Source organism: Trueperaceae bacterium (genome assembly GCA_036381595.1).
In the GTDB taxonomy this organism is placed as follows: Bacteria; Deinococcota; Deinococci; order Deinococcales; family Trueperaceae; genus DASVCN01.
In genome coordinates this window covers 51,854-71,290 of sequence record DASVCN010000021.1, presented here as the reverse complement: position 1 = coordinate 71,290, position 19,437 = coordinate 51,854, and the positions used below count along the sequence as shown (strand labels likewise).

Annotated in this window: 20 protein-coding genes; 11 read left to right on the top strand and 9 right to left on the bottom strand. The window is 67.3% G+C overall.

Annotated features, from left to right (window positions below; translation table 11 throughout):
* The first annotated feature begins 63 nt into the window (after window positions 1-63).
* Window positions 64-2,580, top strand: a complete 2,517-nt coding sequence (locus VF168_06255; GenBank protein HEX7003770.1) for a hypothetical protein — start codon at window positions 64-66, stop codon at window positions 2,578-2,580.
* A gap of 14 nt (window positions 2,581-2,594) precedes the next feature.
* Here VF168_06255 and VF168_06250 read toward each other — a convergent pair whose 3' ends face one another.
* Window positions 2,595-2,774, bottom strand: a complete 180-nt coding sequence (locus VF168_06250) for a hypothetical protein (GenBank protein HEX7003769.1) — start codon at window positions 2,772-2,774, stop codon at window positions 2,595-2,597.
* A 251-nt stretch (window positions 2,775-3,025) separates the two neighbouring features.
* On the opposite strand from VF168_06250, the gene VF168_06245 reads away from it, so the two are divergent.
* Window positions 3,026-3,709: a metal-dependent transcriptional regulator gene (locus tag VF168_06245; GenBank protein HEX7003768.1), complete on the top strand. Its 684-nt coding sequence runs from the start codon at window positions 3,026-3,028 to the stop codon at window positions 3,707-3,709.
* Here the strand turns inward: VF168_06245 and murJ are convergent.
* Window positions 3,706-5,382: a murein biosynthesis integral membrane protein MurJ gene (gene murJ, locus VF168_06240; protein ID HEX7003767.1), complete on the bottom strand. Its 1,677-nt coding sequence runs from the start codon at window positions 5,380-5,382 to the stop codon at window positions 3,706-3,708. The two genes, VF168_06245 and murJ, sit on opposite strands and share 4 nt — an antisense overlap.
* 116 nt (window positions 5,383-5,498) lie before the next feature.
* Between murJ and VF168_06235 the strand changes: the two genes are divergently transcribed.
* Window positions 5,499-6,170, top strand: a complete 672-nt coding sequence (locus tag VF168_06235) for a hypothetical protein (GenBank protein HEX7003766.1) — start codon at window positions 5,499-5,501, stop codon at window positions 6,168-6,170.
* A gap of 3 nt (window positions 6,171-6,173) precedes the next feature.
* Here VF168_06235 and VF168_06230 read toward each other — a convergent pair whose 3' ends face one another.
* On the bottom strand, window positions 6,174-6,560 hold the full coding sequence (locus tag VF168_06230) for a 2Fe-2S iron-sulfur cluster-binding protein (protein HEX7003765.1): 387 nt from the start codon (window positions 6,558-6,560) through the stop codon (window positions 6,174-6,176).
* Window positions 6,561-6,884: 324 nt separating this feature from the next.
* On the opposite strand from VF168_06230, the gene VF168_06225 reads away from it, so the two are divergent.
* Window positions 6,885-7,652, top strand: a complete 768-nt coding sequence (locus VF168_06225) for a ferritin-like domain-containing protein (protein HEX7003764.1) — start codon at window positions 6,885-6,887, stop codon at window positions 7,650-7,652.
* Between the two features lie 86 nt (window positions 7,653-7,738).
* On the top strand, window positions 7,739-8,560 hold the full coding sequence (locus tag VF168_06220) for an aldo/keto reductase (protein HEX7003763.1): 822 nt from the start codon (window positions 7,739-7,741) through the stop codon (window positions 8,558-8,560).
* A 3-nt stretch (window positions 8,561-8,563) separates the two neighbouring features.
* Here the strand turns inward: VF168_06220 and VF168_06215 are convergent, their stop codons facing one another.
* The 3 genes from VF168_06215 to VF168_06205 all read right to left on the bottom strand — a co-directional run bounded on the left by VF168_06215 (window position 8,564) and on the right by VF168_06205 (window position 9,917).
* On the bottom strand, window positions 8,564-8,884 hold the full coding sequence (locus VF168_06215) for an AzlD domain-containing protein (protein HEX7003762.1): 321 nt from the start codon (window positions 8,882-8,884) through the stop codon (window positions 8,564-8,566).
* A complete protein-coding gene (locus VF168_06210) occupies window positions 8,881-9,615 on the bottom strand; it encodes an AzlC family ABC transporter permease (protein ID HEX7003761.1) in 735 nt (244 codons plus the stop codon). The genes VF168_06215 and VF168_06210 overlap by 4 nt, the downstream gene beginning before the upstream one ends.
* A gap of 80 nt (window positions 9,616-9,695) precedes the next feature.
* Complete coding sequence (locus tag VF168_06205) at window positions 9,696-9,917, bottom strand: hypothetical protein (protein HEX7003760.1); 222 nt, start codon at window positions 9,915-9,917, stop codon at window positions 9,696-9,698.
* A 185-nt stretch (window positions 9,918-10,102) separates the two neighbouring features.
* Here VF168_06205 and VF168_06200 point away from each other — a divergent pair, with 185 nt between their 5' ends.
* The gene (locus VF168_06200; GenBank protein ID HEX7003759.1) at window positions 10,103-11,281 is read left to right on the top strand and encodes a hypothetical protein; all 1,179 of its coding nucleotides are present in this window, start codon (window positions 10,103-10,105) and stop codon (window positions 11,279-11,281) included.
* 71 nt (window positions 11,282-11,352) lie between these two features.
* Here VF168_06200 and rfbB read toward each other — a convergent pair whose 3' ends face one another.
* On the bottom strand, window positions 11,353-12,420 hold the full coding sequence (gene rfbB, locus VF168_06195; GenBank protein HEX7003758.1) for a dTDP-glucose 4,6-dehydratase: 1,068 nt from the start codon (window positions 12,418-12,420) through the stop codon (window positions 11,353-11,355).
* A 112-nt stretch (window positions 12,421-12,532) separates the two neighbouring features.
* Between rfbB and VF168_06190 the strand changes: the two genes are divergently transcribed.
* Complete coding sequence (locus tag VF168_06190; GenBank protein HEX7003757.1) at window positions 12,533-12,955, top strand: DUF983 domain-containing protein; 423 nt, start codon at window positions 12,533-12,535, stop codon at window positions 12,953-12,955.
* Between the two features lie 143 nt (window positions 12,956-13,098).
* Here the strand turns inward: VF168_06190 and VF168_06185 are convergent, their stop codons facing one another.
* Together VF168_06185 and VF168_06180 are read right to left on the bottom strand one after the other, a co-directional pair.
* Entirely contained in the window at window positions 13,099-14,184 is a 1,086-nt protein-coding gene (locus tag VF168_06185; protein HEX7003756.1) for a C45 family peptidase, read from the bottom strand.
* Window positions 14,185-14,276: 92 nt separating this feature from the next.
* Window positions 14,277-14,861 carry a thioredoxin family protein gene (locus VF168_06180; protein HEX7003755.1) on the bottom strand — a complete coding sequence of 195 codons (585 nt, stop codon included), beginning with the start codon at window positions 14,859-14,861 and terminating at the stop codon, window positions 14,277-14,279.
* 165 nt (window positions 14,862-15,026) lie between these two features.
* On the opposite strand from VF168_06180, the gene aroC reads away from it, so the two are divergent.
* The 4 genes from aroC to VF168_06160 all read left to right on the top strand — a co-directional run bounded on the left by aroC (window position 15,027) and on the right by VF168_06160 (window position 19,430).
* Window positions 15,027-16,181, top strand: a complete 1,155-nt coding sequence (gene aroC, locus VF168_06175; protein ID HEX7003754.1) for a chorismate synthase — start codon at window positions 15,027-15,029, stop codon at window positions 16,179-16,181.
* Between the two features lie 58 nt (window positions 16,182-16,239).
* A complete protein-coding gene (locus VF168_06170; protein ID HEX7003753.1) occupies window positions 16,240-17,511 on the top strand; it encodes a cation:proton antiporter in 1,272 nt (423 codons plus the stop codon).
* Between the two features lie 133 nt (window positions 17,512-17,644).
* Window positions 17,645-18,151: a MarR family transcriptional regulator gene (locus VF168_06165; GenBank protein ID HEX7003752.1), complete on the top strand. Its 507-nt coding sequence runs from the start codon at window positions 17,645-17,647 to the stop codon at window positions 18,149-18,151.
* A gap of 61 nt (window positions 18,152-18,212) precedes the next feature.
* Window positions 18,213-19,430, top strand: coding sequence for an FtsX-like permease family protein (locus VF168_06160; protein HEX7003751.1), 1,218 nt, complete (start codon window positions 18,213-18,215; stop codon window positions 19,428-19,430).
* Window positions 19,431-19,437: the final 7 nt, after the last annotated feature.

The following is a 19,437-nucleotide window of genomic DNA, read 5'->3' as shown; positions in this document are numbered from 1 at the left end:
ATGCACCTCATTGTAGGAAAGGGGCCTCAAAAAAAGCTCAAACCGTGCCCGGTACACTGGATCATGCCCCGACTGCCGGCATCGCTACGGGATGTCCTCGAGGACGCCCCGCCTCTGGTCGTGGGCCCGGTGGGCGCAGGATTCGGCCAGGAGTCTCTCGAGGAGTGGGCGCTGGGCGATGGCAGGCAGGTTGTCCGCGATCCCGCGGAGTTGGCGGGCGGTCCCGCGCTCCTGCTGCCCGCCAGGCGCAGTCGGATCGCTGCCGTCCCGCGTCACCTGCCGCTCGACGACCTCCTCGTCCTGCAGGAGGCGGATCTGCTGCTGGACGCAGACGATTGGGCCGGCGAACTAGCGGGGGCTGCGCCTCGGTTCGTCGAGGAGAGTTTCCGCCAGAGCGAAGGGTGGCCTGCCGGGCTCGAACTGAGCAGCCGTGCGGCGCCCACTGGAACACCACTGCACCAGCACCCGCTGGCCGCGATCTACCTCGAACGTCTGCTGCCGGGGGATGAGCTTCGCGAGGCGGTCGGGAGAGCAGCGCTCACTCCGCTCCTGGTGCCCGAACTCCACGAACTCCTCGAACTGGGAACGGATCGGGTCGCCGAACTGCTCGATCGAGGCCTCCTCTTCGGTTCCGGCCAGGGGCTCACGATGCCGAAGCTCCTCCGCCGCTACCTGCAGCCGCACCCCGATGCCCGGGTCGCTCAGGCGGTAGCCGAGGTGCTCGCCCGGGGCGGCAACCTCGAACCGGCGCTGCTGGCGTTGGCCGAGGCCGAGCAGTGGGTGACCTACCTCGAGACCCTGGCAGCCAACTTCGAACCACGGCCCGCCGAAGGGGAGGCGCGGCTACGCCGCGCGCTCGAGCCTGTCCCGTCGGCCCTGCGCCGTAACTCGGCGTGGCTCTACCTGGTCGGCACTCTCGACCGGCTGTGCGGAGATTACGACCGGGCACAAGAGCGCTACCGGACGGCCAGACGAGGCGTGGCGGGAGAACCGGCGAGCGATTCGCGGGGCGACTCGATAGCCAGGATCGACAACGGCAGAGGCATAGCCTTCGCGCTGGCCGGGAAGCTGGAACAGGCCAAACGGGCGTTCGGTTCCGCGATCAGACACGGCACCAGCGACAGGCTCGAGGGGGAGGCCAGGCACAACAGGGCCGGCGTCTACATCCAGCAGGGGCGCTACGCTGACGCCGAAAGCGACCTTCGCAAGGCGATCGCGAGCTTCCGTGCGGGCGGCGATTTCGTGAGGGAGGCGCGGAGCGTCCAACTCCTCGCTCTCTCGTGGCACCAGCGAGGTCTGCTTCGGGAGGCGCGACGAGGTTACGAGGAGGCCCTCGATCTGCTCGCCACATTGGGCCAGCCCAGCGCCCTGCTGAGGACTAATCTGGCCGAGGTCCTGCTGCTGGCCGGCGAAAGGGCGCAGGCGAACGAGCAACTCGACCAGGCTGCCGCCGAGACGAGGCTCGACACGCGCGCACGAGGCTACATCGAGACGAACCGGGCGATGTGCCTACTGGCGGAAGGGGAGGCGCGGGCTGCGGCGCGGCGCCTCGAAGCGCTACTGCGGGGAGACGGTCTCGATGCGCGCCTCCGGGCCGAGGCACAGCTGTTACTCGCGCGAGCGCTGCGCCAGCAGGGGGACCGGGACGGGGCGCTCGAGTACGCCAGGCAGGCGGAATCGCTGGGCGTGCCCGCCTCGCTCGAGATCGCGCTGTGCGGTGGAGGCGACCTCGACTCGGTGATCGGCCGCGCCCGAGACGAGGAGGCGCGATTCGACCTGGCCGCAGCCCTGTTGCACCGCGGCTCGCCTTCGGATCTGAGGGAGGCCCTGGACCTGATCCGCACCCATGGCTACGGCTGCCTGCTCGATTCTCCTCAATACGCTCCCGTCCTGGCGGCCCTCGTTCAGGAGGATCCGGCCGCGAGCCAACTCTTCCCCCTGCGGATCGCGACTTTCGGTACGCTGCGGGTCCGTTTCCTGGGCCGAACGCTCACGCTCGCCGACTTCCCGACCCGCAAGAGCGCCGCCCTCCTGTTGCGCCTCGCCCTGTCCAGCCGGCCGGTCCCCCGCGAGGCACTGGCCGAGGAGTTCTGGAGCCACGCCGGGAACCAGGTGCAGAGCCTGCAGACGGGGCTCTACCACCTGAATCGCACCCTGGGCGCACAGGTGATCGCGAGCAGCCGTGGGATGGTCGAACTCGCCTACCCCGTGCGCCTCGACCTGGAGGAGTTCGAAAGGTCGGCGACTGAAGCGTTGGGTGGCGCCGCCCTACGGAACCTCGAGGTGATGCGGCAGGCGATCGCGCTGGTCGAGGGGGATGCTCTCGCCGAGTTCCCGGAGTGGTTCGACGATGAGCGACGGCGGATCGAAGGGTTGCTGGTCCGGCTGTGGCGTCGGCTGGCCGAATGCGAGGAGGCCAGGCCCCGCCGTTCAGCGGAGGCGCTGGAGGCCTTACTGAGGATAGATCCCTACGACGTCGAATCCCGGCGCGATCTGATCGAAACCTACCGGCAGATAGGCGACCTGGAGCTGGTCCGCCGTCACCGGGAGGCACTCAGGGAGTTGGAGAGCGAACTGTAGGCCGTCGGGAGCGTTCAGTACGCCCGTCTGCCTCCCCTGCTGCGCCTCCGCGTCGCGCGAGCCGCCGCCGCCATGTATCTCCGCCTGCTGGTGCGTGCCCGCCTGCCGCGGGCGGCACGGAAGGCGGCCGCAACCCCGGCCACTCCGGCCAGCGCGGCCAACGCCGGCGCCAACGAAGAGTCGAATGCCTCCATCACCACTCCTCCCGAAACGGGTCGTCGCCCTTCGTCTCGAGCGGCCCCCAGGAGGGCGAACCGAGGCCGCCGTATGCCCCATCGTAAGGAACGCGGAACTGTTCAGACCACGGCTCATGCCACCGTCGTGGACCGAATTGGCCTGGGGGGCAGAGATCGCCGGGCACCACCCACGCGGTAGACTCTAGGTGCGATGCGCGAGCGCTTCGGTACGATCGGGGCCGTGAGCCCATGAACAGGCAGGGGCCCAGATGAGCGACCAGCCGGGCGGCGTCCGCCCATCCAGGCTGGTCACCAGCGCGGTAGAGGACTACCTGAAGGCGCTCTTCGAACTGGGCGAGCAGTCGGTGAAGACGCAAGCGCTCGCGGCGGCCCTGGCAGTGAGTCCCGCCTCGGTCACCGGGATGCTGCGAAAACTTTCCGAACTGCACCTGATCGAGTACGAACCGTACCAGGGAGCCTCGCTCACGGTGACGGGCCGGAAGATGGCGCTCGAGACGATCAGGCACCACCGGCTCATCGAGACCTACCTGGCCGAGGCGCTCGGTTACGAGTGGCACGAGGTGCACGACGAGGCCGAGAAGCTGGAGCATCACATCAGCGAAGATTTCGAGGACCGTATCGCCGACGCCCTCGGCCACCCGACCCACGACCCGCACGGCGACCCGATACCCGCCCGCGACGGACGGCTGCCCGAGGACGCGGGCCTACCCCTGGTCCGCTGGGCCGCCGGTAGCAGGCTGCGCATCACCAGGATCACCGACCAGCGCAGCGACGTGCTCCGCTACCTGGACGAGCACGGCCTGGTGCCGGGGAACGAGATCGAGATCGTCGACATCGCGCAGAGCTCCGGCCCGCTGACCCTGGAGCATGACGGTCGTACCGTGGCGGTTTCTTACGAGCTGGCCGAGAGGATCCACGCCGCTCGCATCTAGGCCCGTGTCCCGCCCCTCACCCGAGCGAGCAGAGCCCTCATCTCCGGGATCTTCAGCAGCCAGCTGATCGCACCGTAGGCGAGGCAGAAGAAGGCGCCGACGACTCCCAGGGTGGCGACCGAGTCGAACCAGCCACCGCCGAACCAGCCGACCCCGAGCCAATCGTTCGCGGACATCGTCCATCCGTCGCTCATCCCGCTCGCCCGGCCGGTCGCCGATGCGATCAGGCTCTCCCCCGCGTCGCCTCCCAGGAGCGCCAACAGTGCCGCCGAGGCGGCGACCGCCAGCAGACCGGCGAGCCACATGCGGGCGACGCCGGGCAGGAGCAGCCGCAACGAGACCTCACGGCGGCGCCGGACGAGCGCGGCCGTGACCCCCAACTGGATCCAGGCAGCGAACACCGCCCCCCACGAGAGCCCGGCGATGCCCAACGGGCCCACCAGCGAAAGGTAGAGCGCGGCCTGGACGGTCAGGGTACCCAGCACGATCAGTACCGGGATCGCAACGTGGCGGCGGATGTAGAAGGTGCGGATAAGCAGGTTGAAGAGGCCGATCGGGAACACCGCCAGACCCAGCGGAGCGGTGGCGAGGATCGAACCGTAGAGCCGGGCGGGATCGAGCGGGTCGCCGACGAGCGAACGCCAGTTGAACGCTGCCGCTACCGCCGGTCCCGCGAGAAGGACCAGCCCCAGGCCCGCGGGCACCGTGAGGAAGGCGATGAACCTGAGCCCTTCGAGCAGCGTCGGAGCGAAGGCTTCGGAACGCTCGGCCGCCTGCGCCGAGAGGCGCGAATAGTAGGAGAGCGCGGGCGAGATCGAGAAGAGCCCCAGCATGAGGCTCAGGAACAGGTCGGCGTTGACGAAGGCGTTCTGGGCGCCGGTGAAGAGACCGGTCACCAGGTTCGAGGCGAGCACGTTGAGCAACTGCCTTCCGCTGGTCGTGAAGGCGAACGGGAGCATCAGCAGGAGCACACCGGCGAGTGCCGGGTGCCATGACATCCGGAAGCGCGGCGACAGCCCGAAGCGAGCGAGAGCGGGCAGTTGGACCAGCAGTTGACCCAGCCCGCCCAGCACGTGGGCGAGCGTCAACATCACCGCGTGACCGGGGAAGAGCGCCATCAGCGTCACCGTCACCAGGTTGAGCATGACGGGCGCCCAGGCGGGCGCGAGGAAGCGCTCCTCCGCGTTCAGGATCCCCATAGCCAGGGCCGAGAAGGAGATCGCCGGCAGGAACGGGAAGACGATGCGGATGAGGCGGGCCGTCAGCTCGACGTCGACGATCGTCGGATCCCCGATGAGGAGGCGGGCGAGGAGCGGCGCGAGCAGGTAGGCCAGCAGCATGAGCAGGCCGTTCACCAGGGCCAGCAGGCCCAGGAGCGAGCCGGTCAGCCTGCGCCTCTCCTCCCCCCGCAGCCGAGTGTAGACCGGTACGAACGAGTTCGTCAGGGCCCCCTCCGCGAGGAGCTCGCGGAACAGGTTCGGCACCCGGAACGCCGTGAGAAAGGCGTCGGACACGCCAGGCGGGAAGAACTGAGTGAGGATGGAGTTACGGAGAAGGCCCGTGATGCGACTGGCGAACGTCCCGACCATGAGGGTCAGCGCGCCGCGCATGCTCGAGCGCTCCCGTGCTACTTCGCCGGCGCCTGCGGTGGGTTCGGGGGCGCTGCGCTCCACGGCCCCATCTTCGCACCCGGGCCAGTCGAATGGGCCTGAAACCAAGTTCGCCTTACCCACCGACCGCTAAGCTCGATAGAAGGTCCCACGGTTCGTTCGCTCCGGAAGGAGGCAACATGAGATCCGTTTCCAGGCTCTACGAACACATCGAGGACGCGGTGGCCGCGGCCGACGACCTCATCGCTTCAGGCTTCGACCCGGCCTCGATAAGCGTCATCTCCCCACGCTCCTCGCAATCGCTCGGTTTCGACTCGATGGACGACATGGCGATCCAGGACGACCCCGACGGTATGGCGGCGGGTGCGGCGATAGGTGCGAGCGTGGGCGCAGCACTCGGAGGCGCAACCGGGCTCCTGATGGGCCTGGGACTGCTGGTCATCCCCGGTATCGGTCCGGCCCTCGCTATCGGACCGCTCGCCTCGGCCATCGCGGGCCTCAGCCTGGGTGGCGCCACCGGAGGCGTCACCGGTGCTCTGGTGCGCGGCGGCGTACCTCCTATCGACTCGAACGAGTACAGCCTCGCCCTGCGGCGTGGGGAGAGCCTCGTATTCCTGCAGGTGCCCGCCGAGCGGATGGTCGAGGCCGGCCAGATCCTCGACCGGTACGGTCCGGTAAGGATGGTGAACAGTCGCGCTGAGCGCCTCGAAGGGGGACATGAACGGCGCGTAGGCGACTTCGGCCCGGAATATCGGGCCGGCAGGCGCGGCGACCGGCGCCGCAAGGGGCCTGTTACCGTCCGCAGGGACGACCCGACGAAGCCCAGGGACGATATCTACGACGAGGCCTGAGGCCTAGCCTGAGCGTCGGTACTTGGCTTCCAGTTCGGGGATCGGATGCCACTCAGGATCCGGTTCGACGACCTCGTTGGGCGTCGGTCCGGTGTCGGTCCAGACCTCCGACTCTTTCGTCATCAACGGCCTGACCACCATGTCGTGAGAGGTGAGGATCTGGCACGAAAGCCTCACCTGTCCCAACAGGCCCTTCTCCTTCAGCTTCAGGTACTCGGCTTTCGTCATGCTGTCCGGTTCGCCGCTCTCGATCTCGACCCGACAGGTGGTGCAACGGGCCTTGCCGCCGCAACGGTGGCCGATCTCGACCCCCAACTCCTCGATCGCCAGGACCAGCCTCCGGTCCGGCGTGCTGTCGATGCTCTTCCCGTCTACGGTCACCTTCGGCATGGATCCTCCACTCTCCGTCCAGAGCCCCCCAACGGCGCTCACCCGACTCTAACCGCCACTTTCGATCCCTCTTCGCGTGTACGCCCACGTTGCGCGATCTCCCATGCGATCCCCGCGCTGCACCAGCGTCGCAGTTCGGGCGATCGCCCCTTACCTTCGCCCCTTACCTTCGGGGCCTACCCCCACCTTCGTGGCCTACCCCCAAGAGCCTTCTCGAGGACTCGTCCTAGACTCGGAACGCAAGACACGCGGTGCGGGAAGCACGACCAGAGCGCCGCCGCGCCCACCGACAGAACGGAGTCGCAACGGAACGGAAGGTTGACCATGGATGATCGCACACGATTCGGACGGTACGAGCGCAGCCCCATGTCGGCCGAGCAGCGCGACCAGTTGACGAAGAGAACCAACGCCGAGCGGGCCGAAGAGGATTTCATGGACCGCTACTACCGGGAGTCGCGCAACAGCGGCGGGATGATGCGTCGCCGGCCCGGCAGGAGCGCTCTGATAGGCGCCGCTCTGGCGGTCGCACTGGGCGTCTGGCAGGCTCGGCGGATGTCGCGCAACGACGGGCAGAGGCACAGGAACCACGAAGGGGCGATGCCGGGAAGCCGCGAGGCGAAGAAGCAGACGCTCATCACCTGGCTCAACGACGCCTACGCGATGGAGAAGTCGATGGTGCAGACGCTCCGCAACCACGCTCACGCAGCCCACGAACGTCCATCGATGCGCTCCCGCCTCGAGCGGCACTGCGAGGAGACGAAGGAGCACGCACACATGGTGCGCGAGTGCATCGAGCGCCTGGGGGGCCACGTCTCGAGCTTCAAGACCGGCCTGAGCACCATGATGGGTACCGTCCAGGGCGTCGTCACCGCGCCGGCGAAGGATGAGATCGTCAAGAACATCCTGGGCGATTCGGCCGCGGAGCGCTTCGAGATCGCCTCCTACCAGGGGATAATCACAGCCGCGGACGAGATCGGCGACACCGAGACGGCTACCGTCTGCCGCCGCATCCTGCGGGAAGAGGAGCAGATGCTCGAGTGGCTCGAGCAGCAGCTGCCCACGGCGATCCGCAACCAGATGGCGCACGCCTGATCCGAACCGAGGAACGACACCGCTAGCACCGGGCCGCGGCGAGACCGCGGCCTTTCTCGTGCGGTAGTTTCTGATGGGAGGACGACATGATCCATCACGTCATCGAGGGGACGCGAGTTCCCGCCCTCGGCTTCGGTACCTTCAGGATGGCAGGGGAGGAGTGCCGCGCGGGCGTGGCTGACGCCCTCGCCATCGGCTACCGCCACATCGACACGGCACAGGGGTACGACAACGAGAAGCAGGTGGGCGAGGCGCTCGCGCGTTCTGGCGTCGAGCGCGAGGAGATCTTCCTCGTCACCAAGCTGCGGCCGCGCAACTTCAGGGAAAGCGATGCGCTCAGCAGTACCGAGGAGAGCCTCAGCAAGCTGCGGACCGACTACGTCGACCTGCTCCTGCTCCACTGGCCCAATCCCGAGGTCCCGCTAGCCGAGACGCTGGACGCACTGCGCAAGCTGCAAGAGACCGGCCGCGTCAGGCACATAGGCGTGAGCAACTTCCCTTCCAAGCTGGTCAGGGAAGCTCAGGAGCACGTGGATGTTTTCGCGAACCAGGTGGAGTACCATCCATACCTGTCCCAGAAGGCACTCCTCGAACTGTCGGCGGAACTCGGCTACCTCCTCACCGCCTACAGCCCGATCGCCAAGGGCAAGGTCTCGGAAGACGACACCCTGCGCGCGATAGGCAAGGAACATGGGAAATCGCCCGTGCAGGTGACCCTCCGCTGGCTCATACAGCAGCAGCGGGTCGCGGCGATACCGAAGGCGTCGAGTGACGAGCATCGCAGGTCGAACTTCGATATCTTCGACTTCGAGCTCAGCGCCAGCGAGATGATGCGGATCAGTTCGCTGGGGAGTCCGGACGGGCGCCTGGTGAACCCCGAGGGCGCGCCCGATTGGGACGCCGACTGAGCCTCAGAGCAGCAGCTGGGTAAGCCACAGCGTAGCCATCCCGAGCGTCAGGGTGAGGAGCACCGAGCGGGTCCGCCAGGCGATCAGGGCGCCCGCGGTCGCGGCGAGCACGCGTGGCAACTCGGGAGCGAGAACCTTCTCGCCACTGCCGGCGACCACCGGGACGACCAGGGCGGCCAGCACCGCGTACGGCACGTAGCGCAGGGCTCTGGTCAACAGCGGCGGGAAGCCGATCCTTTCGTGAAGCAGCAGGAAGGAGACCCTCAGGAGATAGGAGATGATTGCCATGCCGGCGATCGTCAGCCAGAGGACCGGTCCGTTCACGACCACCAGCGCCGCTCGGCCGCGAGGCCGGCGCACACGCCGAAGACCGCGCCCAGAACGAGACCCAGGTTGTAGGGGAGCGTGAGCCCCAGGAGTGCGGTGGCGCCGCCCGTGATCGCCGCGATCGCCGCCGGCCTGTCCCTGACAGCCGGCATCAGCAGGGCGAGGAACGTGAGGGGGATGGCGAAGTCGAGCGACCAGCTCGCCGGCACCTGGGCTCCGAACGCAGCGCCTACGACGTTCCCACTCATCCAGGTGACGAAGAGGGGAAGCGCGAGCCCGAAGAAGTAGGCGACCCTCCGGCCCCGGCCGGGATACGTCGAATAGCGGCTGGTGGCGAAGGCGAAGGTCTGGTCGAATAGCACTTGCGCCATCAGCAGACGCCAACGCTTCCTGATCCCGGTGAGGTAGGGAGCGAGGGCCATGCTGTACATCAGGTAGCGAAGGTTCACGAAGAATACGGTCGCAAGGATGACGACTACCGGAGCGCCGCTCCCGATCAGCGTCAGGGCGGCGAGTTGCGCCGATCCGCCGTTCACGAGGGCAGACATCGCTATGGTCTCGGAGAAGGTGAGCCCCGATGCCACGCCGGCGAGGCCGACCACGGCCCCGAACGGTCCCACCGCCAGCATCATCGGAGCGACGTCCCTTACCCCCTCGAGGAAGGCAGCGGAGCCGGAGATCCTCTCCTGCCCACCGGCCCTCCGCTCCTGCTCCGCTATCGATCCCACCGGCGCATGATAACGGCCCGCGAAAGCAAGGGCGCGACGCCCCTAGACGTCGCGCCGGCGTCGCTCGCCTTCAGCCGCTCCTAGGCAGCGGTCATCTTCTCGATCTGGCTGCGAAGAGCCTCGGCCTCCCTGAGGACGAGACCCTCCAACTCCTCGCTGTCGTTCGTTTCTGCCAACTCGGCCTGCCACTTGAGCAGGTAGAGTTCGAATTCGAAAGTCTGGTCGCGCCCTTTCTCCCGGGCAAGAGACGTGACGTCTCTGACAGCCTCTCTGATTCCCGCGATGCCCCCCGTGTCCGGCATGCCCCCTCCGAAGTTCTTTCGATGACGTACTGGTCGACGGTCTTTCCGCTCCCGCAGAGTCTACCCCGGCAACCCTACGTGGCGTATGAAAAGAGTATGGCAGTATTCTGAATCAGATTAGAGCAAGCGTCACGTTCCGGTCCCTCCTCCCCACCGCAACGCGTGTTCGGCCGTTGGAGGATGAGATGGATTCTCGCACCCCGCACGTAGTCGCATCGTTGCTGCTCCTCGTCGCCGCCTCTGCCATATCCCCTTCGGCAGAGGCCCAGCCGCTTCCGGCCTCGGCCGCACTCAGTTGGAGCGATCCGCGTCTGCCGGCCGCACTCCGGCTCGTCGCCCGCCTCGAAGCGGAGGCGGCGGGAACGGTGCTCGACGGTCTCGAAGCGACGGTCGACCCGCTCATCAGGTACCGCGACTACCCGCACGACGGGAGCGACGGGGCCTGGACCGGGACGCTGGGGATCGACGCCACGATCGAGTTCGGCGAGCCGGCCGACAGCCACTTGCGGGCGCTGCAGAGTCTCGAGCGCGCTCGTCACGAAGCCGAGACGCTCGAACTCGAAGCGGTGACCGACGCGCTTCTCGCCCATGCTGACCTCCTCGAGGCCCAGCAGCAGGCAGAGGAGTCACGCGCCGAACTGGCGGAGGCTCAGGAGGACCTGGCGACGGTCGATGCCGCTGAGCTCCAGACGGCTCGGCTGGAACTACGCCTGGCGGCACTCGAGCACCGTGAAGACCTGTTCGAACTGGAGGAGGCGCGGCGGGCGGCACTCTCGTTCGGCCTTCGAGGCGAAGCGGTCTACGAACCGCTGCGCTTCGCCCTGCCGGCGGCTGCCGCCGATCCTCGAGACACCTTCGAATATCGGATGCTTCTCCTGCTGATGCAGGAGGCCGAAGCCGAACTGGTCGAAGCGAGGCGAGCGCCCTTGGACGACCTCCGGCTCAGGGCCGCATACCGGTTCGACGAACTGGAGGTCGATCTCGAGGGGGGCCTGATAAACGGCCGCCCTGCCGCCACCCTTGGTCTCGACCTTCCCGGAGGGGTCGAACGGTGGGAGTTCGAAGTGAGCGCTCAGCTGAGGGTCGCTTACGAGCGCCCGGAGATCGAACGGCTCGAGGAGGCGCTCGACGCAGCCCGGGCCGAGCTCGAGGCGTACCCGGCGCTGTTCAGGGCCGAGTTGTCGAGCGCCCTCAGACGGGCGCGACTGGCCGAAGAAGGGCTGGACCTGGCAGAGGAGGAGTTCGAGCTGACCGGCGACGCGGGGCGCCTGCACCGCGCCTGGAGAGCCTACCTGCGTGCCGTGGCCGAACTCCTCGAACTCACGGGCGAGGAGTGGCGGGCGCGCATCGGACCGGAAGGGTAGGGGCACCACCGACCGCCTGTCTCGTGTTCCCAACGTCGAACTGCCGGCCGATCGCCGCGCCTACGCCTCCGTCACTCCTGATCTAGCCGGCCCAGGCGCTCGAGCCGGTACTTCGCGCCCCTGGTCACGGTTTCGCACCAGTCGCGGTTCTCGAGGTACCAGGCGACGGTCTCCCGCAAGGCCGCTTCGAATGTTCGCTTGGGCGCCCAGCCCAGCTCGTTCCTGATCTTCCCGGCGTCGATCGCGTAACGGAGATCGTGGCCAGGCCTGTCTTCGACGAAGGTGATCAGCTCGTGGTAGGGCCGCTCGGAGGGGACCAGCTCGTCGAGGGCTTCGCAGATGGTCTTCACCAGCTGCAGGTTGGTACGCTCGCTGTCGCCGCCGATGTTGTAGGTCTCGCCCGGCCGTCCGCCCTCGAGCACGGCCATCAGCCCGGCCACGTGGTCGTCCACGTGGAGCCAGTCGCGAACGTTCTCACCCCGTCCGTAGACGGGGATGGGTTCACCGGCCGCGGCGCGCAGGGTGGCGAGGGGGATGAGCTTCTCCGGGAACTGGTAGGGACCGTAGTTGTTGGAGCAGTTGGTGACGATCACCGGCAGATCGAAGGTGTGGTGGTACGCCTTCGCGAAGTGATCGGCCGACGCCTTCGAGGCCGAGTAGGGCGACCGCGGATCGTAGCGGCTGTCCTCGCGGAACCGACCCTCCTCGCCCAGTGAACCGAAGACCTCGTCGGTGGAGACGCAGAGGAAGCGGAACTCCTCCCACTTCTGGCCCTCGAGCGTGTCCCAGTAGCGCCGGGCGGCCTCGAGCAGGGTGAAGGTCCCCTGGACGTTGGTGCGTACGAATTCGGAGGGACCGTCGATAGACCGGTCGACGTGCGTCTCTGCCGCTAGGTGGATGACGGCGTCGGGTCGGTATCGGGCGAAGACCCGTTCGACGGCGGGACGGTCGGCAACGTCCGCCTCCTCGAAGTGATGACGCGAGCTGTCTCGCGCCTCCCCTAGACTCTCCAGGTGCCCGGCGTAGGTGAGCTTGTCGAGGTTCACCACCTCGGCCCGCGTTGCCCCGATGAGGTGCCGTACGACGGCCGAGCCGATGAAGCCGGCTCCGCCGGTTACCAGGATCGTTCGTGCCTTCATCAGTCGAGCATACCCTCAGTCGCGCGCCCCCTCTGCCAGGCTCCTCGCTTGCCGGCCACTTGCGGCCACATTACGGAGCCCGGCCGCACGGGGGTGGATACTCTGGACAATCATGCCGGTGGTAGATCGGCCGAAGCGGTTGGGCCTGCCGACCGTACTGCGCAGCGCGCTCGTGGGCCACTGTCCGAACTGCGTCCTGGGCAGCCTCTTCCGGGGCTTCCTACGACCCAGGCGCTGTTGCGACGTCTGCGGCATCACCTTCGAAGCCGACAGCAGTACCTGGTTGGGAACCGCTTTCCTGATGTACCTGCTCGCCAGCGTGCTGCTGATCGGCGAGGGGGTGGGGCTGGCGTTGTTGTTCGGCTTCTTCCCCGGTTTCACCGCCGTGATGGGTGTGAGCGCGGTGATGCTCATCCTCTTCTCGTACCGTTCCGCCCGCGGTCTCTGGGTCTGGTGCCTTTGGAAAGTCGGTTACCTGGGCGAGTGCCGCGAAGCGAGCGGCCCGAGGGTGGAGGCGGCCGAGAAGCACGGTTGACCGCAACTTCTCAAGCGCCTCCGCCGCACCGACGCCCGCTGCACCGACGACCGCTCCACCGACGCCCGCTGCACTGACGACCGCTTCACCGGCGTCCGCATCACCAACGTCCACTGCACCGACGCCCGCTGCACCGACTCCGTTCAGGCGGGGACCGTGTAACGCCGGAAGCTGCCTCGCGACGGGGCGCCCTTGACGGCCCAGAACTCACCGGTGGCGGGTCTCATGATCGCTGCTCCGCAAGTAGCGATGTCGTCAGAGTGCCGCGGGCTCACGCAGATAGTGGGCTCATCGGCGGCGAGCCGCTGCAGCGTTCCGGGCGTCACGGTACCTCTGCCCAGTAGTTCGAGGCTGCGCTCCAGCCGGCCCCCGGACTCCGCCAGCGAGACGGGCGTGCGCTCCCGTTCCACCTCCTGCGTTTCCGGCCGGAGGCAGTGGTTGGTGTGCACGAGCGGTTCCCCTTCGAGTTTCGTGACGTGACGCCTGCCGCCCATCGCCTCGACGTTGGCCCCGGCGCCGGAACGGTCCAGCAGAAGGTAGTTGTGGCCCCCCGCCAGTGGCGCCCCCTCCAGCAGGCGAACCGCCTGCGCCACCGTCTCCAGCTTCAGGAGTTCGCGTACGACGAACGTCCACATCACCCCTGTCGCGCCGTCGCCGGCCATCAGGTTGTTGATGCCCACCACCAGGCCGGCTTCGTTCATGCCGATCATGCCGACGCAACCGACCGAGGTGAAGGTGAGGAACTCCGGCAACCCGTGGGGTCGGCCCCTCAGCAACAGCACATGCTCGGCTGATGACGCATGCATGTCCCAGGTCTGTCCGAAGAGAGCTCCGCCACCCTCTGCTCTGGAGCCCGGAACCAGTACCGCGGTGCAGTCGTCCGCAGTTGCCCGGGTCGCTCCGAGCTCGGTGCGGCGCGCGTATACGGTGTCGACGAAATCGGTGAAACCACCGACTATCAGCAGTTCCGCCTTGGTCAGGCCCGTGGCATCGGCCATCCCCTGGAGTTCCTCGACGCCGTCGGGAGTGAACTCCTCATGGGCCGGAAGGCACTCCTGGGCGAGAGCGAGGACTTCCTGACGGCTCAGGTCGCTACCCGTCCACTCCTCGCTTCCTGCCAGCCGGATCCGCTCCTCGGCGTAACGGACGATCGCGTTACGGTAGCGCTCGCCGTGAGCGTAGCCGAGTCGATACGGGTCACCCGCCAGCTCCAAAAGGTCCAGTTCCACCGGGCCAGACTAGCACCGCCCGGTGAGCGACACAGGCGCCGGAGCGGCCAGTGCAGCACGCAGGCGTTGCCGGGGCGCGCCCCTGCTTGGCCTCAGCTGATGGCGTAAGCGGGCTCGTTGCCCGGCTTCCACTTGATGTTGCATCCCATGCTGGGAACCTGTTCGGCGGGGACCGGGTCGCCAGCCAGCACCGCTTCTATCGCCCTGACCAGGTCGGCTCCCGTCACCGGGATGTCGTTGCTGGGCCTGCTGCTGTCGAACTGTCCGCGGTAGGCGAGCTTCAGCTCGTCGTCGAAGAGGAAGAAGTCGGGAGTGCAGGCCGCCCCGTACGCCCTGGCGACCTCCTGCGACTCGTCGAAGAGGTAGGGGAAGCGGAAGCCTACCTCGCGCGCCTGCTCACGCATGTTGTCGGGCCCGTCGCCCGGGTACTTCTCCGTGTCGTTCGAGCAGATCGCGACCACGCCCAGCCCCTCTTGCAGGTACGAGTTGCATACCTCGGCCAACTTCTCCTGCACATGTTTCACGAACGGGCAGTGACGCGACAGGAAGATGACGAGGAGGCCACTCGCACTCTCGAAGTCGGCGCGCCTCACCTGCTTCCCGCTGGTCACGTCGCTCAGCGTGAAGTCGGGGGCTGGCGTGCCCAGCGGCATCATCGTCGACGAAGTATCGGCCATCTCTCCACCTCCTCGGGCAGTGCTGCCCTCTATCTCGAGGATAACCGGCTCGCCTGCGGCCCTGTCGTCGTGCGCGTCAGCCGGCTGTCGTTGGTCAGTGCGGCGAGCGGCTCGGCCGAACGGAAGACGTCCCGTCTCAAACGGCAGGAGTGATAGGCTTCTCGAATGTTGAGATACCTATCCGCGGGCGAGTCGCACGGGCCGGTTCTGACCGCCCTGCTCGACGGCGTTCCGGCCGGGCTCGAGCTCGATCCTCGTGAGCACATCGACCCCTGGCTCAAGCGGCGCCAGGGTGGCTACGGTCGTGGCCGGCGCCAGGTGATCGAAACCGACCTGGCGCGAGTGGTCGGGGGCCTGCGGGCCGGGCGGACTACGGGAGCTCCGGTAGCCATCCACCTCGAGAACAAGGACTGGCGGAACTGGCACGAGATCATGTCCCCGGACGCGGGCAACGAGCCGCGCAAGCGGCGCCTGACGGGCGCCCGGCCGGGCCATGCGGACCTGGCCGGCGGGATCAAGTACGGCCATAAGGACCTTCGCGACGTGCTTGAGAGGGCCTCCGCCCGGGAAACCGCGAGCCGGGTCGCGGCTGGCGCCGTCGCCCTGCGGATCCTCGAAGAGGTAGGCATCCAGGCCTGCGCCAGGGTCGTGGCCCTCGGCGGGATCGAATGCGACGGAGGCATGGATTGGGACGCCCTGGAGCGGCTCGACGAGAGCCCCATCCGCTGCTTCGAGGAGTCGGCAGAGGAGCGGATCATCGCCGCCATCGACCAGGCGAAGAAGGATGGCGACACGCTGGGCGGCATCGTCGAGGCCAGGTTCCGGGGCGTGCCCGCCGGCCTGGGTTCGCACACGCAGTGGGACCGCAAGCTCGACGGCCGGCTTGCTCAGGCGGCCATGAGCATCCAGTCGTTCAAGGGGGCAGAGGTCGGTGACGGCTGGCTCGGGGCGGGCAAGCGCGGGTCCGAGGTGCATGACGCCATCTACCGGGAGGGCGACCGCTACTACCGCAGGACGAACCGAGCCGGTGGGCTGGAAGGTGGAATCACCAACGGCGAGGAGCTGATCATCCGCGGAGCGGCCAAGCCCATAGCGACCCTCATGAAGCCCCTGCCCTCGGTTGACGTGGAGACCCGCGAGGCGGTCGATGCCGCCCGCGAGCGTAGCGACACCACCGCGGTGCCCGCGGCCTCGATAGTCCTGCTGGCGATGACCGCACTAGTACTGGCAGACGCACTGCTCGAGAAGTTCGGAGCGGATACGATGCGTGAGATCAGAGAGCGTGTGGCCGCGCACCAGGAGTACGTCGCCAACTACTAGCCCCAGCTGAACCTACCGGCCGGAGCGCACCCGCTACGTTCGGACCTCCGAGGGTTGCATGGACATCTACATGCTGGTTCTCACCATCGTCGGGCTCGCGTTCCTGGGGGCGGCCTGGGTTCCGCGCCTGGTATTCAGCGCGCCACTCTCCTTCCCCTTCCTCTACGTGGCCCTGGGCTTCCTGCTCTTCTCGTTGCCGATCGGCCTCTATCTACCCAATCCACTCGAGAGCAGCTTCTTCATCGAACGCTTCACGGAGCTGCTGGTGATCATCTCCCTGAGCGGTGCCGGGCTCAAACTGGCGCGTCCACCGACCCTGCGGAACTGGGGCAGCACCCTCCGACTCCTGGTCGTTGCGATGCCACTGGCCATCGGAGCGGCGGCGCTGCTGGGCTGGTGGCTCCTTGGCTTGACCCCCGCAGCCGCTCTGCTACTTGGCGCCGTACTCGCGCCAACCGACCCGGTGCTCGCCTCCGACGTTCAGGTCGGTCCACCCGGCGACGAGACCGAAGGGGAGACGCGCTTCGCGCTGACGTCGGAAGCCGGCCTCAACGACGGCCTGGCGTTCCCGTTCACCTACCTGGCCATCGCGGCCGCGGCGGCAGCATCGGCCGGGGCGACCGGCAGCGGCTGGATCGTCGACTGGGCCATAAACGACCTGCTGCTGAAGATCGGGATCGGAACGTTCACCGGGGTGGCGCTGGGCCTCCTGCTCTCCAAGCTCGTCTTCAGGTTGCCGTCTACGCGGGGAAGCATCTCCGGAGAGGCGTTCGTGGTCGTCGCGATCACGCTGCTGGCTTACGGAATTACCGAACTGCTGCACGGCTACGGATTCCTGGCGGTGTTCCTCGCGGCCCTAACGCTTCGCCAGCAAGAACGAGACCACCCCTACCACCAGCAGCTTCACGACTTCGCCGGCGGCCTCGAGGTGCTGCTGATGTCGTTGATGCTCATCCTCTTCGGCGGCCTCATCGCCATCGGCCTCCTCTCCGGCATCTCCTGGCCCATGGTGCTCGTCGCGGCCGCGATCGTCTTCCTGATACGTCCGGTCACAGCACTCGTCTCCCTCACCGGCATGCGCCTCCCTGGCGTCGAGAGGGCAGCGATCTCGTTCTTCGGCATCCGCGGCGTCGGCTCGCTCTACTACCTCTCGTACGCGTTCAATCGACAGGAATTCAGCCAGACCGACATCCTCTGGAAGACGGTGAGCCTGGCGATCGTGATGTCGATCGTCGTGCACGGAGCAACCGCTTCGTTCGCCATGTCGCGCGTCGACGATGCCAGCGGCAAGTCGAAGGAGAAAACCGAGCGGCTGGGCGAGGGCGATTGACCCAGGGCCAGGCCGCAATAAGACGACTGCCGTAATGGAGGGGCACTCACGGCGGGCCCCTCGATTCAGACTTTTCAGTATTGCCTGAATGTTCTGAATCGATTAGAATTTCGTCGCGCCATGGAGGTGACCCATGCCTGACGAGTCGAGTAGTTCGCCGAGCCCACCCAGGAGCGAAAAGAAGGCTCAGTTCATCGAGGAGATGGGGCAGCTCCTGGCGTCGTTCGGCATTCCCCATATGGCGGGCCGGATCCTGGCGGCGCTCCTGGTGGCCACGCCCGCCGAGCAGTCGGCCGAGCAGCTGGCCGAGACGCTCCAGGCCAGCAGAGGATCGATCAGCACGATGACGCGTCTGCTGGAGGCCCCCGGCATAATCGAGCGCGTTCGGAAGCCAGGCGACAGACGCACCTACTACCGGAACACGCCCGACGGCTGGCACCGGGCGATGGAGCGCGAGGCGGCCTCGATGTCCACCCTCCGCGCGCTCGCCGAGAAGGGACTCGCACTCATGGAGGGCGAGAGCGCCGCGGCTCGACGTGGGATCGAGGAGAGCGTTGAGTTCTTCAGATTCTGGGAGCGTGAGATGGACGCGGTTCTCGACCGGTGGCTCGCCAGCCGAGAAGAGGAGAAACGGAAGTGAAGCACCAATCCGCAGGCGATCCTCACGACACGAGCGCCCTGCATCCGGTCGAGGTTCGTCCGTGACCGCTCTACTGCGCCTCGCCTGGCGATCGCTCTGGCGCCAGCGCAGGCGTACCCTCCTGCTGATCGTGGTCGTAGCCTACGCGACCACGGCGATCGTCTTCTTCTGGGCGTTCACGGACGGCTTCCTGTCGTCGGTCTTCGCCGGCCAGGCCCGCCTGCTCAGGGCGCCTGTGGTCATAAGCACGGAAGAGTACTTCGCAGACCGTGACCCGGTCAACGCCCTGCCGGGGCTCGACCCCATCGTCTCGGCCCTGGGAGAGTTCGCCTACCGGGCGGCGCCACGCCTCGAGGTCGCCGCACTCCTGAGGAGCCCCTACTCCAGCGAAGGGGCGCTGATCCGCGGCGTCGACCCTGGGCTGGAAGGGCGGGTGAGCGCGCTTCCGGCGCAGGTGGAAGACGGCCGGATGCTCGAGTCGCAGGGCGAAGTGGTACTGGGCGCCGACCTCGCGGAGCGCTTGGACGTGCGGATAGGGGAGCGGCTCGCTGTCGACGTTTCCAGTGCCGCAGGGCCGCAGGCCAGCGGTCTCGAGGTAGTGGGGCTCATCGACAGCGGAGTGACGCTGGTCGACGAGACCACCGTACTCACTCACATCGAGGATGCCAGGGCACTGAGTGGGATCGACACCGCCACCGAGATAGCCGTGGCAGCGCCACTGGGGCGTGAAGACGAGGTAGCCGATCGCCTCGACCCCCTCCTCCCCGAAGGGATCGAGGCGTACGGGGTGAAGGAGATGATGGGGGAACTCGCCGCCGGTCTCGCAACCGAGCGGAGATCGATGATCCCTCTCGGCCTGCTGTTCTCCATCTTCGCCGCGATCGCCGTCACCTCGAGCGTGGTCGTGTCGGTGATGGAGCGAACACGGGAGTTCGGGGTGATGATCGCCCTGGGCCTGGATCAGGCGAGACTCTCATGGATGGTCACGCTCGAAGCGATTCTGGCCACCCTCATCGGATACGCCGTCGGGCTGGTGCTCGGCTACGGGTTGATCACCTGGATGGCCTACGTCAACGTCCTCGGTTCCGTGTTCGCTAGCGCCTGGGGAGACATCTTCTCGGGACTGACGATCGGAAACGACATCCGCACCGACATACGTATCGAGTACCTGCTCTACGCCGGCGTCACCGTGGCGTTCGCAGCTCTCTTCGCCGTGCTCACCCCGGCCCGGCGTGTGCGCAACCTCGCCCCCAGCGAGGCGATGCGCACCGCCGCCTGATGGAGGC

Bases quoted from the DNA above. Each gene is read 5' to 3' on its own strand.
- VF168_06255 (HEX7003770.1), top strand. From the start codon at position 64: ATGCCCCGACTGCCGGCATCGCTACGGGATGTCCTCGAGGACGCCCCG.
- VF168_06250 (HEX7003769.1), bottom strand. From the start codon at position 2,774: ATGGAGGCATTCGACTCTTCGTTGGCGCCGGCGTTGGCCGCGCTGGCC.
- VF168_06245 (HEX7003768.1), top strand. From the start codon at position 3,026: ATGAGCGACCAGCCGGGCGGCGTCCGCCCATCCAGGCTGGTCACCAGC.
- VF168_06235 (HEX7003766.1), top strand. From the start codon at position 5,499: ATGAGATCCGTTTCCAGGCTCTACGAACACATCGAGGACGCGGTGGCC.
- VF168_06230 (HEX7003765.1), bottom strand. From the start codon at position 6,560: ATGCCGAAGGTGACCGTAGACGGGAAGAGCATCGACAGCACGCCGGAC.
- VF168_06225 (HEX7003764.1), top strand. From the start codon at position 6,885: ATGGATGATCGCACACGATTCGGACGGTACGAGCGCAGCCCCATGTCG.
- VF168_06220 (HEX7003763.1), top strand. From the start codon at position 7,739: ATGATCCATCACGTCATCGAGGGGACGCGAGTTCCCGCCCTCGGCTTC.
- VF168_06205 (HEX7003760.1), bottom strand. From the start codon at position 9,917: ATGCCGGACACGGGGGGCATCGCGGGAATCAGAGAGGCTGTCAGAGAC.
- VF168_06200 (HEX7003759.1), top strand. From the start codon at position 10,103: ATGGATTCTCGCACCCCGCACGTAGTCGCATCGTTGCTGCTCCTCGTC.
- rfbB (HEX7003758.1), bottom strand. From the start codon at position 12,420: ATGAAGGCACGAACGATCCTGGTAACCGGCGGAGCCGGCTTCATCGGC.
- VF168_06190 (HEX7003757.1), top strand. From the start codon at position 12,533: ATGCCGGTGGTAGATCGGCCGAAGCGGTTGGGCCTGCCGACCGTACTG.
- VF168_06180 (HEX7003755.1), bottom strand. From the start codon at position 14,861: ATGGCCGATACTTCGTCGACGATGATGCCGCTGGGCACGCCAGCCCCC.
- aroC (HEX7003754.1), top strand. From the start codon at position 15,027: ATGTTGAGATACCTATCCGCGGGCGAGTCGCACGGGCCGGTTCTGACC.
- VF168_06170 (HEX7003753.1), top strand. From the start codon at position 16,240: ATGGACATCTACATGCTGGTTCTCACCATCGTCGGGCTCGCGTTCCTG.
- VF168_06165 (HEX7003752.1), top strand. From the start codon at position 17,645: ATGCCTGACGAGTCGAGTAGTTCGCCGAGCCCACCCAGGAGCGAAAAG.